7 protein-coding genes are annotated in these 13,582 nt (G+C 56.7%); all 7 read left to right on the top strand.

Annotation, left to right across the window (positions count from 1 at the left end):
- Nucleotides 1-2 precede the first annotated feature (2 nt).
- The 7 genes from DPRO_RS11485 to DPRO_RS11515 all read left to right on the top strand — a co-directional run bounded on the left by DPRO_RS11485 (nt 3) and on the right by DPRO_RS11515 (nt 13,545).
- Nucleotides 3-4,949: an FtsX-like permease family protein gene (locus DPRO_RS11485; protein WP_232005567.1), complete on the top strand. Its 4,947-nt coding sequence runs from the start codon at nt 3-5 to the stop codon at nt 4,947-4,949.
- Nucleotides 4,946-6,952, top strand: a complete 2,007-nt coding sequence (locus tag DPRO_RS11490; protein WP_097012167.1) for a DUF6785 family protein — start codon at nt 4,946-4,948, stop codon at nt 6,950-6,952. The genes DPRO_RS11485 and DPRO_RS11490 overlap by 4 nt, the downstream gene beginning before the upstream one ends.
- 158 nt (nt 6,953-7,110) lie before the next feature.
- Complete coding sequence (locus tag DPRO_RS11495) at nt 7,111-9,069, top strand: OPT family oligopeptide transporter (RefSeq protein ID WP_097012168.1); 1,959 nt, start codon at nt 7,111-7,113, stop codon at nt 9,067-9,069.
- A gap of 150 nt (nt 9,070-9,219) precedes the next feature.
- The gene (locus DPRO_RS11500; protein WP_097012169.1) at nt 9,220-10,242 is read left to right on the top strand and encodes a cobalt-precorrin 5A hydrolase; all 1,023 of its coding nucleotides are present in this window, start codon (nt 9,220-9,222) and stop codon (nt 10,240-10,242) included.
- Nucleotides 10,243-11,001, top strand: coding sequence for a precorrin-3B C(17)-methyltransferase (gene cobJ / locus DPRO_RS11505; RefSeq protein ID WP_097012170.1), 759 nt, complete (start codon nt 10,243-10,245; stop codon nt 10,999-11,001).
- 611 nt (nt 11,002-11,612) lie between these two features.
- Entirely contained in the window at nt 11,613-12,023 is a 411-nt protein-coding gene (locus DPRO_RS11510) for a cytochrome c3 family protein (protein ID WP_097012171.1), read from the top strand.
- A 73-nt stretch (nt 12,024-12,096) separates the two neighbouring features.
- Entirely contained in the window at nt 12,097-13,545 is a 1,449-nt protein-coding gene (locus tag DPRO_RS11515; protein WP_097012172.1) for a midas domain-containing protein, read from the top strand.
- Nucleotides 13,546-13,582 lie beyond the last annotated feature (37 nt).

The raw sequence follows: 13,582 nt of genomic DNA on the forward strand, positions 1-13,582 counted from the left end.
TCATGCAAAGGGCGGCGGCTGAAACCAACAGAAAAGCACATGATCGAGGCTGTGGCGCTTCGATGATTATTCGTACTTGCAGTTGGGTGCTTCCGCTGCTCGCGGTGCTTCTGTTCGCCACCCCATCCCTTGCTTCTCCTGTCGATTTCATCGGACGCCTGGCCGCGCTGAATAATCGGTCTCTTGGTTCTGAGGGCGCTGCTCAAGCTGCCAATATGGTGGAAGAGGAGTTCCGCGCTCTGTTTCCCCAGGCAACCATAGGCAGGCAGTCCTTTCATGTGCCGGTGATCGTTCAGTCCGGGGCCACCCTGACCGTTACGGACACCGACCGCACATTGGAACTCCGCCAGTTGCGATTCAACGCACTGTCTCCCGGAGCCGTTCCGCCTCCCGGCATTGATGCCCAACTGCTGTATGCGGCCAAGGGGGATGTAGCGGACTTCAACGGCATGGACGTTTCCGGCAATGTGGTCCTCATGGACATGGACTCCGGCAAGAACTGGAATAATGCCGCTATGCTCGGAGCACGGGCGTTGATTTTTGTGGGGCGTGGCGGTGACGGCGGTCCTGCCCCGCGATCATTGTTCGAGTCGAAATTCGAGCCGACCCCCATTGATTTTCCCGTGTTCTGGATGTCCCGTGAGCGGGCCAAGTCCCTCTTTGGTACCGGTTTTCGCGATAAAGGCCCCCAGCGACTGGCCGATGTCCGGCTGCGTTCGTCGTCGGTCTGGCGCAATGTGTCCGCAGACAATATTTACTGCTTCATCAAAGGAAGCGACCCGGAACTTGCCGATCAGGTTGTCATCAACGAGGCGTTCTACGACTCCACCGCCCTTGTGGCCGAGCACTCGCCGGGAGCGGACGAGGCTGTATCCATCGCGACACTGATGGAAGTGGCCCGGGAACTGGCCGCCAATCCGCCCAAACGTTCTGTGATGTTGCTGGCCACGGCGGGCAAGGGCAACGCACAGGTGGGAATGCGTGAGTTCACATGGGCTCTTGCCAGCGAAGGCGAGTCCATCGAGGAGCGCAAGGCCGAGCTGGAGCAGCGGGTGCTGAATGCCGGTCGGGTGCTGGAAATTTTGCGGCCACGTAACGGGCTGGATACCTCTTTGCTGGATGAAAAGCGGATCAGCCTGATAAAAGGTGCGTTCAAGTCGGTGGTTCGCAATCGCGAAGATGATCTGACCAATGAGCTGATGCGGTTGCGCCTCCTTGAGTCCAAATCCACCGGATTGGACGATTCGGCCCGGCAGAAGCGGATACAGGAACTGGCGGCCCGACGTATTCAGCTGAAACGATTGAACTGGGTCAGCTCGACCACCACGGATTTCCCGCTTTCCGAAAAGGAAAAGGCGGTGCTCACTGAATTTGTGGGGGATGCCATCCTCCACCAGACTGCCATCCTGCAGGACGCTACCGGCCAGCTCAAGGACGTGACTTCGGCCCTTGAGCTACGCGATGTCATTGGTGAGCGGGCCATTGCTGCCCATGTTTCCCTGTATCTTTCCAGTCACGGCAATGGCGTGGGCGGTTTTGACAAAGGCTGGCTGCACGATCTCAAGCCCAACGTCAATCGGACCGCCTTTTTCCGCCCCATCGACAGTGTGTTCAAGCAGGTCGTCACCACGCTGAAGCCTGAAATCGCCACTCTTTTCAATGATACGCTGCGTCCGGGCAAGCGGGCGTGGGAGAGCTATCTGCCGGATACGCCTGAGTTGGGGGGGGAACCCATGGCTCTGGCCGGATTCCCGGGATTGACGCTGACCACGGTTCACGATGTTCGATCGGCCTGGGGTACGCCTTACGACCGTCCCGGCAGGGTGGATTTCGACTTTGTCTCCCGTCAGGCGCAGTTGGTGAAAGAACTGGTCTCGGCCCTGACTCATCGTCCCATCGACAATGCAGGGGAGCGAAGCAAAAATTATTTCGTGACTGTGGAAGGACGAGCCAACCTGTTGCGCAAGGGCGAGATTTTCCCTGACCGGCCGGGAACATACATGGTAGTCCTCGCCTTCCAGTGGCAGACACTGAACTACGCCATGGTCGATACGGCGGGTACGTTCCGTATTCCCGGGCTGGCAAACAGGAAGGTCAGCTACCACAAGGCGGTGGTCGAGGCGTTCAAGTTCGATGCTGAGACAGGATTGGCGGAATGGGCCATCGATAAGCCCAAGACCGGCAAGGAGGCTTACCGAATCAAGCTCAAGCGGCCGGTGCAGGCCACGGACCTGATACTTTTCTCCTGCACCCAGACCACGCTGTTCAACATGCTTGATCCGCGCACATTCAAGTATCTGTACCGCCCGACGCTCATCGACGGACGGACCGAAGCACCGCCGGTCAGTTACTGGTACAGCCGTCTGGATACCCGCAAATCCTCGCTTGGGACGCTTTTCCTGGAGCCGGATACGCCCATCAAGCTGACACTGTCCGATACCGTGCTCGACAAGAAGGTGCTTCTGCTCAATGCCGATGCAAAGCATCCGCAGGGGCTGGGGTATATTGCCAAGCAATGGCCGGTCATTCCCATGACCGAGTATCGGGCTGCCCGTGATATGTGGTCGCTGCTCAATCCCCGTATCGACAACCTTGAGTCCAAGGGCATTGTCAACGATCGTATCAGGAAGCTTCGCCAACTGGGGCGTGACGACCTGGCCGAGGCCGAAGAGTATCGCGAAGCCCGCCAGTGGGACAAGTTCATGGAGTCCTCCCGCGCCTCACTCGCCAAGGCCAGCCGGGTCTACAACGACGTGGACAAGACACAAAAAGACGTGCTGGTGGGCGTCCTGTTCTATGTGGCGCTGTTCGTGCCGTTTGCCTACTGCATGGAACGGCTTTTCTTCTCTTTCGTGGATATCAAGAAGCGTATTTCTGCCTTCCTTGCTTTCCTGGTTGGTATCATTGGTATCGTGTACGTGGTGCATCCCGCCTTTGAGCTGACCTATTCGCCATTAGTGGTCATATTGGCGTTCTTCATTCTGGCGCTCTCGCTCCTTGTCTCGTTGATCATCTTCTTCCGATTCGAGCGGGAGATGGTCGATCTGCAGAAGCGGTCCGCCCATGTGAAATTGTCGGGCATCAGTCCGGCTGCGGCCTTTGGAGCGGCCTTCGTGCTGGGCGTCGGCAACCTCAAGCGGCGGCCGGTGCGCACCTTCCTCACGTTCATGACGCTGGTCATCCTGACGTTCACCATCATGAACTTCACCACCGTCAAATCGGTTCGACAGGCTGGCTGGGCGCAGTTCAGCGACGAGGCGACCTACACCGGTCGGCTCCTGAAATATTTCAACTGGCAGAATGTGCCGGTAGAGGCGCTGGCAACGGTCAAAACCACCTATGAAGGCAAGGGAATCGTTGTTCCCCGCGCCTGGTATGACATCGGCTTTACCGCCGACAAATCCCGCGCACCGCGTATCCCCATTGCCCGTGGAGATGCCGAGAGTCCGGCACGAGGCATGGTGGGACTGTCGCACCTCGAACCTGAAGTCTCGGGCCTTGACCGGATTCTGGTCAAAGGTCGCTGGTTCAAGGAAGGGGAGCGTCATGTCATCCTTCTGCCCGAACGTATAGCCGACCAGATAGGTGCTGATCCTGATGATCCCGAGCGAAATATCGTCAATGTCTGGGGTCTGGACGTCAAACTGGTCGGTGTGTTCAGTGACACCGGTCTGCGCGATAATCCTGATCTGGACGGCGAGTTGATCACGCCCATCGTGTTCCCCAATCAGGCCGCCACGCAGCTTTCCGAGGTCGAGGCCGAAGCCATCGAAAATGGCGAGGATGTGGTTTCCACCCAGTCCAGGTACCAGCATATCCCCGGGTACGAGACGGTCATCATCCCGGCCGAGACCCTACTTACCCTCAAGGCGGGTAAGCTCAAGGGCATCGCAATCAAACCGCAGGACGGCTTTGCCGAGGTCTCCGGTGAATTGGGAGATCGTTTCGGCATGCTGCTCTTCCGCGGCGGGTCCACGGGAACCTCACTCTACTACGCTTCCGATGCCGTCAGTTACTCCGGCGTTGCCAATATTTTGATACCACTGGGGATTTCCATCCTGATCGTGCTGAATACCATGATTGGCTCGGTGTATGAGCGCAAACCTGAAATCGCGGTCTATACTTCGGTCGGACTGGCTCCGCCCCATGTGGCGTTCCTGTTCATTGCCGAGGCCCTGGCCTTTGCGGTCATTTCCGTGGTTGTGGGTTATCTGCTCGCCCAGGGATCGTCGGCGTTTCTGGCCGGGACTCCCTTGTGGGCAGGCATGACAGCCAACTATTCCTCTACGGCAGGTGTTGCCGCCATGCTGCTGGTCATTGGCGTGGTGCTCGTATCCGCCATTTATCCGGCCAAGGTCGCGGCCCATATAGCGATTCCCGATGTGAACAGGTCCTGGACCATGCCCAAGGCCAAAGGCGACGAGCTGGTCGTGGTGCTGCCCTTCCTGATCAAATTGCAGGAAATGGCATCGGCCGGCGGGTTCCTGCGTGAATACTACATGGCGCACTATGATGTTTCCCACGGCGCATTCTGCACCGACGACATGCAGTGCAACTTCCTTGATCTGGAATCTCAGGAGCTCAAGACCGGGCTGTTGGCTGGCATCCCGACCGGCAGCTCCATCCCGGATGATCTCTGCTTTTCCATCGACCTGCGGGTCTGGCTCGCTCCGTTTGATTTCGGGGTGCGGCAAAAGGTCAAGCTCGTGTTCTGCCCATCGGATGTCTACACCGGATTTCGGCAGGTGCGCGTGGTCATCAACCGTGAGGCGGGTGAGGTGAAAGCATGGGAATCCTTGAACAAGAACTTTCTCAATGATCTTCGCAAGCAGCTTCTGGCGTGGCGTTCTCTTGATGACGACGCCGTGGAGAAATATGCGCTTGATCTGAACGCTGAAATGGAACGATCCATGTCTGATGACGGCGACAAAGACGGAGGGGCGGCATGAACGGACGACTCCGCCTGAGAGCATTACTGACAGGGCTTGTGTTGGGCCTGTTCCTGTGCGTGTACACGCCATACAACAACGCGGTGCTGCACAATACCCCCATGGGTGGCGGGCATTTCCCGTTGGCGCCGTTCTTCATCGTGGCGTGGCTGTTCGTCTTTGATGCGTTGATTTCACGGCTGACGCGCCGTCCGCCTATCTATTCCGGTGTGGAGCTGCTCGTTGTCTGGCTGATGATGGTCCTGTTTACGGCCATAAGTTGGGCCGGACTGACCGAGACTTTTTTTGTCAATATCACCGCGCCCGAGCGCTACGCCAAGGATGCCTACCGCTGGACCGAAGTCCTCGGCCCTCTGCTTCCGGAGGCGTGGTTTCCGCGCTCGGCAGAGGCGGTCAGTACGTTTTTCCAGGGGATCAAGGGCGGCAGAGACATGGGCGTCATGGAAGTGCTGTCCGGTATCCACTGGGATGTCTGGCTGCCGGTCCTTTCCATATGGGCGCTGTTCTTCCTCGGTGCCTATTTCGTGATGCTCTGCCTGATGGTGCTGTTCGGGCGTCAGTGGGTGGTCAACGAACGCGTTCATTTCCCGCTGGTACGTGTACCCATGCTCATGGGTGAAGCGCTGGACCAGAAGCAGTTCACCTCATGGTGGAGCAACCGGTACCTGCTCATCGGGCTGGTCTTCACCGGATTCCTGCATCTCGTCAACGGGCTTCATTTCTACTATCCGTCGGTGCCGGAGATGCCCACGCTGATTCTGGCAGGCAGCTATTTCCCGAAGTTCGGGCTGTTCTCCGGCTTCCATAAGCTCAAATTGTATTTCATCCCGGCCTTTGTCGGGTTCGCCTTCCTGACCACACGGCAGATATCCTTTTCCATGTGGGTGTTCTATCTGCTGGGCGGCCTGCTGTTCGGCGTGCTTTACGTGCTCGGCTGGCAACTTCCCGAAGCAGCCCTTGGTACGACCCTGGGGCCTGATCTGGCCCGGCCGGAAGGGGCGCAGACAATCGGTTCCTACCTGATCTTCTTCGTTTTCCTTGTCTGGCTTGCCCGCCATCACCTCAAGGAAACACTGACATGCTTCCTCCGTCCTTCCTGCCGGAGCGGCGAGGGCGAGCACAAAGGGAAGTTCGACAAGGTTCCCAGACAATGGGTCACGCCCATCTGGCCGTTGTGGGGCTTGCTCATCGGACTGGTATTCATGTCCGGCTGGTGCTGGTTCTTCGGACTGCCGCTGGTGGCCTCCCTGTTGTTGCCGCTCATGTTCATGATTTTCATGCTCGTGGTCAGTCGAATCGTCTGTCAGGGCGGACTGCCGTATTTCACCATGACCGCTGCCCCTTCCGACGCATTGATGGGCATGTTCGGCACATCCTTTTTCGGCTCGGCAGGCATAGCTGCCACCGCAGTCATGCAGAAGGTGCTTTTCCTGGATGTGCGTGAAGCCGTGGCCCCGACGCTGTTCCATGGTTCCAAGATTCGGCAGGAAAGTAACCGGCGCAGTCTGGTTCTGGTTGCCATCGGCATATCGCTGGTGCTGGCGCTGGCCACGGCTTTTGTGACCATGCTCTATCTCGGCCACAAATACGGGCTGCGGGAGCTTGGGCTGGAATGGGCCACGCAGACCGTGCTCGCCAACTACGAGAACGCCCAGCGACTGGTTGATCAGCCGGTCGGCCCCAATTACTGGACCATAACCTATGCCGGTGCCGGTGCACTGGTCATGGGACTGTTGATATTTTGCTACTACAAGTTCCCCTGGTGGCCACTGCATCCCCTTGGCTATCTGGTGGCCTACTCCGCTGGAATGAAAATCCTCTGGTTCCCCTTCTTTCTGGGGTGGCTGTGCAACCATCTGGTGCTCCACTACGGCGGTACCAGCCTGTTCAACCGCGTACGCTATCTCTTTGTCGGGCTGATCCTCGGGGACTTCCTCATGGGCGGCGTGTATGGATTTATCGGGTTGTTCAGCAGCCAGAGCTACAATGTGTTCCCGCTGTAGGGGAGCGGTGTGATATGCGGAAAGTGATGCAAGGTGATCGGCAGATGATCGATAATCGATCGAATTGTAGGCAGTTGACGAAAACAGATGGCATGGAAGAACGCACAACCTCTTTCGGCATGTGGATAGTGGCCGGATAGGGGCGAGGACGACAGACGATGCATGACGATAAGGAACTACAAGAATATAGAGACCTGCTGAAGCCGCCCGAGCATTTCGAGGAAGGGTTCGACTGGAAGACCATTGTCGGTGCGATCTTCATCGGCTTCCTGATGATGCCCGGTTCCATGTACCTGCAATTGGTCATCGGACAGGGCATTGGTCCGGCTGCGCGTTGGGTCACAATCATTCTCTTTGCGGAAATCGCCAAGCGTTCCTACACCCATCTGAAACAACAGGAAATTTTTCTTCTGTACTACATGGCTGGTGCTGCGTTGGCGTCGCCGTTCCAGGGCTTGCTATGGAACCAGTATATCGTGCAGTCGGACGCGGCCCGCATGCTGGGGCTTACCGAGTTCATTCCGCACTGGATCGCTCCTGCCCTTGGTTCCGGCTCCTATCTGGAACGCACGTTCATGCACCGGGACTGGCTCATCCCCATCCTGCTGCTCGTGGGCGCGCAACTGGTGCAACGTATCGATCACTTCGGGCTTGGGTATTCCCTGTATCGAATCACTTCGGACGTGGAAAAACTGCCGTTTCCCATGGCGCCTGTGGGCGCACTGGGTACCATGGCCCTTGCCGAATCCACCGAGGATCGAAAGACAGGGTGGAAGTGGCGCGTCTTTTCCATAGGGGGTGTCATAGGGTTGGCCTTCGGGTTCTTCTATGTCCTGCTACCGGCCCTATCCGGGTTGCTCTTTACCGAGCCGATACGACTCATTCCCATACCCTGGATCGAGCTGACACAACATACGGAAGATGTGCTGCCAGCCGTTGCCACCGGACTCCAGTTCGATCTCGGGCTGGTCTTCATCGGTATGGTCCTGCCGTTCTGGGCGGTCATAGGCGGTCTGCTCGGATTGGTGATCACCATCATCGCCAACCCCATCCTCTATGCCGAGGGCATACTGCATCGCTGGCATCCGGGCATGGCAACGGTTGAAACGGTTTTTGCCAACAACTTCGATTTTTACATGAGCTTCGGTATCGGCCTCGGGTTGGCTATCGGTGCCATCGGTATCTACTATGTTGTCAATTCGTTCCGGTCCAAGGATGGCGAGAAACTCGACTTCTCCATCCTGCTCAAGTCGCACAAATCCCGCGGCGACATCAACTTCTGGGTGTCCATAGGCATCTATGTCTTCTCGACGTTGTGCTATATCGCGTTCTGCGTGTGGCTTGTTCCGGCCTTCCCATGGATATTCTTTGTTATTTACGGGTTCGTGTACACCCCGTTCATCTCGTACGTCACCGCCCGAATGGAAGGTATGGCCGGGCAGTTCATCGCGCTACCCATGGTTCGGGAGTTCTCGTTCATCGCCGGTGCCAAGTTCTTTGGATATCAGGGGCTGGAAATCTGGTATGCGCCCATCCCCATCCATAACTACGGCGAAGCCACGGTGCAGTTCCGACAGATCGAGCTGACCGGAACCAGCTTGCGCGGCATTATCAAGGCCGAGATCATCGTCTTCCCCATTGTCATGGTTTCATCGCTCCTTTTCTCCCAGTTCTTGTGGCAACTGGCTCCCATTCCGTCGCCTGAATATCCGTTCGCGCAGGAATTGTGGCATCTGCAGGCGCTCAATACCTTGCTGATGCAGACCTCCACTCTGGAAGGCAACTCCCTGTTCTACGAGGCGCTATCCGGGCCGGTGGTCATGTCCGGTGTGGGGCTTGGGCTGTGCCTGTACGCGGTGCTCAATGTCCTTGGGCTGCCCGTCATGCTGGTCTATGGAGTGGTGCGCGGTCTGGGGCAGTCCACACCCCACGGCATGATTCTGGAGGTAATCGGGGCGCTGCTCGGTCGATTCTATTTCCTCAAGAAATATGGGGCGCAGTGGCGACACTATGCGCCGGTCCTACTGGCCGGATTCTCATGCGGCATGGGGCTGACAGGTATGTTTGCCATGGGCTGCACGCTTATCCTCAAGTCACTTGGACGGTTGGCGTACTGATCGCGGGTTCCATTGCCTTGATCCCAACCGATTCAAAACGCATGCAGTCGATGCGTGGACGTTGTCGTCATTCGTTTTGACGCAATCTTTTCGCTTTCGGAGCAGCCGGGGAGTTGATACATCCCGTCTTGACAGCAAGGAGATTTTCTCATGACTCAACAGAAGATAGCCATATATGGATTGACCGGACAGGGGTGTCGACTTGCGCACAAGCTCGCCCGAGAACTGGGCGGTGCTGTCCACTGTGTGCGACGACATGTCGTCAGCGATGCCGAGCCGTTTGACTCCCTGCCCGAACTGGTGGAGCGGACGTTCCATGAGTTTGATGCCCATATTTTCGTGGCAGCGGCAGGAATAGTCGTCCGGTGCATCGCTCCGTTGATTCAAAGCAAGTCGAGCGATCCGGCCGTGGTCTGCATGGATACGGATGGCGCGTTTGTCGTCAGTCTCCTGTCAGGCCATCTGGGCGGTGCCAACGAGTTGGCTGTCCAATGTGCAAATGTCACCGGCGGCCAGCCTGTGATCACGACCGCCACTGATTCTGCCGGGGTAGTCTCGCTGGATATGCTGGCAAAAGAGAAGAATCTGACCATCGGCAATATTGATCGCGTCAAAGTCGTCAATGGTGCGCTGCTGGACAAGCGGACCGTGCAGTTGTTCGATCCGTTTGACCGGCTGGGCGTGGACGGTGAACCATTCGTCATGGTTCGGGAGAAAAAGGAATGGAAACGTGGTGAGCCGGGAGTGTGGGTTTCCGAATACGAGGACTGCCCTGACTCCGGTGCCTTGCGCCTGTATCCCCGATCTCTGATGCTCGGTATTGGCTGTCGGCGCGGTGTTCCCGAGGAAGAAATCAGCGCTCATATCAGCAACGTGTTCAGTGCCGAAGGGCTTTCCCTGCACAGTATCGGTGGCGTGGCAAGCGTTGACGCCAAGCAGGATGAACCCGGCCTGCTCGAAACCGCTGCCGACCTCGGGATTGAACTGGTCTTTTATGCCAAGGCGCGCCTTGAAGAAGTAGAAGCGCCCAATCCATCGGACATGGTGAAAGAGCGCATGGGAATCCCTTCTGTTTCGGAAGCGGCTGCATTGCTTTTGTCCGAAGGAGGACAATTGGTGGTGGAAAAAACCAAAACAAAATCCGTCACGCTGGCCGTGGCGAGGAGAATATAGATGTTGAAAGCCGTGAGCCTTGGGCCTGGAGATCAAAGCCTGCTGACCCCTGCGGCGCTGGATGCCATCAGGGAAGCCGACGTGGTTGCCGGGTACAAGGGGTATATAGCCCTGATGCCCGAGGAACTGCTCAAGGATAAAGAGGTTGTCTCCACCGGTATGATGGGCGAAGTGGAACGGGCCAGAGGTGCCATTGAATCCGCACGCTCGGGTAAGAAGACCGTTATGGTCTGCAGCGGTGATGCTGGTATCTATGCAATGGCCGGACTGCTGCTCGAAATTCTGGAAGCCGAAGGGCTGCTGGATACGGTTCCCTTTTCCGTGGTCCCCGGTGTGGCTGCGTTCAATGCTGCTTCGGCTCTGCTGGGCGCTCCGCTCATGCATGATTTTGCTTCCGTCAGCCTCAGCGATTTGCTGACGCCCTGGGAAGTGATCGAAAAGCGCCTGCGTCTTGCAGCAGAAGCGGATTTCGTCATCTCGCTTTATAACCCCCGGTCCAAGAAACGGAGCGATCACCTGCAAAATGCCTTGGGCATCATCGGGGAGCACCGCGCTCCCGGGACACCGGTGGGCATTGTCGGTCGCGCTTACCGGGAGGGGCAGGACGTTCGCGTGGTCCGGCTCGATTCCGTGGATGTGCAGTCCGTGGATATGCAGACCGTATTGATCATAGGCAACTCCGCTACCCGCGTCGCTGGCGATCGGATGCTCACACCTCGTGGCTACCACCGTAAATACGATATAAGCCGGGAGTCCTGATACAATCGTACACTCTTGAGCCCTCCTGTTGGGCTGCCGAGCCATATGCTTTTATCGAGAAGGGCGAGCAGTTGTCGTGACTGCTCGCTCTTGATTATTTGTTGTGACTGCGGGTGAAACGAGTGCAAGGTCGCAGTTTTTTCGTGTCAGAAGGTTTGAACACGGATGGACCGAAAATTATAGCGCGAAATCAAAGTGATGATTGCCGTCTATGGTTCAGTAGCGGCAGCACGGTTCCGTTAGTGTCTAGTCGAAAGAAGCACAATCAGGATTGCCGAATAAAAGTCAATATTCGTGGCAGAATATGTGTTGATTGTTCGGAAATGCGATTGGCAGGCGGCTCGACCTGCGGGGGTGGCTTTCGAGCAAAACACGGTTTGTTGGTGCCGGATCGTTGGATTGGAGGGTGGTATATAGGGCCTCTTCTTGTAAATATTTTCACAATCAGCATGATTTCTTCAAAATCACCCTTGCATTGAGCGGTGATATTCAGGTAAAAGCAAGCGTCTACGATGGCATTCCCTGTCTTGACAGGGGACGGATACTTTTCTATCCCGCTATTGTAGAGAGTGTGACAGTTTATTTTCATGCAACAGGAGGAAGAAGGTACAATGAAAAAATCACTGATGATCAGCCTGATGGTTGCCGCTCTGGTATGCGTTTTCGCGCTGCCTGCCGTTATCGCCGGTAATGCTCCCGCAGATAACATGGTTCTGAAGGCCCCTGAGGGTGTCGACATGAAGAAATCCCCCGTGGATTTCCCCCACAAACAGCACGTTGACGCTAAAGTTGACTGTATGACCTGCCACCACACGGCAAAGTCCCAGGACGCCATCGGCGGTTGCTCCGTTGAAGGTTGCCACACCGATGCTTCCAAGGGCGCCAAGCGCGATCCTAAGGGCTTCTACCAGGCTTTCCACAGCAAGAAGTCTGACGCTTCCTGCCTCGGCTGCCACAAGAAGCTGAAGAAAGAAGGCAAGGAAGTTCCCGTGTCTTGTAAGGATTGCCACCCGAAGAACTAATTCGTTAGGGTAAGTTAAGGGGGGCTGGACGACAGTCCCCCTTTTTTTTCAACTGCTCCCCCCGGAGGAAACCATGACCCCGGCACCACCGCCTCCTTCCAAAGACGACGATCTGGATGTTGCTGACATCCTGAATCAGGGATCTCCCGAGCACGAAGGATTTGATCCGGACAGTCTTGATTCGGATTTCGAGCAGGAACTGGAAGACCTGTTTGCCGACGACCTGGAAGAAGACTCCGCTGCAGCTCAGGAAGCAGAAGCGGATGAGCCTATTATGCTCGATGACCTAGTCGAGGCTGACGAAGAGCCGGAAATGGATGATGAAGCCGCTGCCCTGGAGGAAATTGTACAGGGGGCCGGCGACGATGATGACATGATCGTCCTCGAAGATGTGGTTGAAGACGACGCTCTGCCTGATGAAGGCGAGTTGGAATCGACACCTGCATCGGACATTTCTGAAGACGATGACGTCATGGTCCTGGTTGAAGAGATCGCCGAAGATGATGAGCCGGAAGTGGCCGCTGATGATTCGGACGAGGATGTCATCGTTCTGGACGATCTGGTCGAAGAGACCGAAAATGATATTTCACAGGCTGCGGACGAGGATGACGCTGTCGATCTTGACGCGTTGCTCGAAGCCGCAACCGGCGACACCGATGCAGAGACCGTCGAGGAGGCGGAAGCAGTAGAGGGTGTCGAAGCTTCTGAACCGGACGAGGCAGATGAGGATGACGCCATTCTGCTGGACGATCTGGTGGAGGAAGTGACCGAAGCAGAACCGGATGATAATGCCGAGTTGCTGGAAGACCTCGCTGAAGAGGTTCCCCTGGCCGTTGATGAAGCCGCGGAAGAGTCGGTTGACCATGGGGAAGCCGTGGCCGCTGCCGCCGCAGACATGGTTGAAGAAATGGCAGAAGATGTGTCGGACGAGGATGAGATCATCACCCTTGAAGATGAAGACATGGTGGACGCTTCGTTGGCCGAAGAGCCGGAAACGGACGTTCCCGTGGAAGATGCCGTGACCGAAGCGGATATCGAACTCCTGATGGATGAACCGGAAGGAGATGCTCCTGCTGAGGAATCCGGCAATGGTGAGTTTGACGATCTTGACGACAGCGATCTCACCGAGTTGGCAGGCATCGACAAGCTCGAAGAAGACGACATGGACGACATGGACAGTCTCCTTGATGCCGTGGATGTCTCTGATATCGATGTCGCCGAAAGCCAGGACGATCTGGAAATGGCTGATGTCGACATGGACGGTATGCTCGATGACGACGCTGAGTCGCAGGCCACTGCTGAGACCAAGGATGTTGATGTCGATCAACAGCTTGTTGACGTGAGAAGCGAGGCTTCGCAAACCGTTGTCGCTGAATTGCAGGGCAAGGTAGCCATGCTCGAATCCCGCGTGGCGGAGTTGGAAAATCGTCTGCGCGAGGAAATCGCCCAACTGGTACCGGCGGAAGCCGCCCGTATTATTCGCGAAGAAATTTCCGCTCTGGCGGAAGAGATGGACGACTAAAACCGGTCTCGAATGATTTCAAAAGCCCGCCCTCGTA

This window comes from Pseudodesulfovibrio profundus, from assembly GCF_900217235.1.
Taxonomy (GTDB): domain Bacteria; phylum Desulfobacterota; class Desulfovibrionia; order Desulfovibrionales; family Desulfovibrionaceae; genus Pseudodesulfovibrio; species Pseudodesulfovibrio profundus.

Bases quoted from the DNA above. Each gene is read 5' to 3' on its own strand.
- DPRO_RS11490 (WP_097012167.1), top strand. From the start codon at position 4,946: ATGAACGGACGACTCCGCCTGAGAGCATTACTGACAGGGCTTGTGTTG.
- DPRO_RS11500 (WP_097012169.1), top strand. From the start codon at position 9,220: ATGACTCAACAGAAGATAGCCATATATGGATTGACCGGACAGGGGTGT.
- DPRO_RS11510 (WP_097012171.1), top strand. From the start codon at position 11,613: ATGAAAAAATCACTGATGATCAGCCTGATGGTTGCCGCTCTGGTATGC.
- DPRO_RS11495 (WP_097012168.1), top strand. From the start codon at position 7,111: ATGCATGACGATAAGGAACTACAAGAATATAGAGACCTGCTGAAGCCG.
- DPRO_RS11515 (WP_097012172.1), top strand. From the start codon at position 12,097: ATGACCCCGGCACCACCGCCTCCTTCCAAAGACGACGATCTGGATGTT.
- DPRO_RS11485 (WP_232005567.1), top strand. From the start codon at position 3: ATGCAAAGGGCGGCGGCTGAAACCAACAGAAAAGCACATGATCGAGGC.
- cobJ (WP_097012170.1), top strand. From the start codon at position 10,243: ATGTTGAAAGCCGTGAGCCTTGGGCCTGGAGATCAAAGCCTGCTGACC.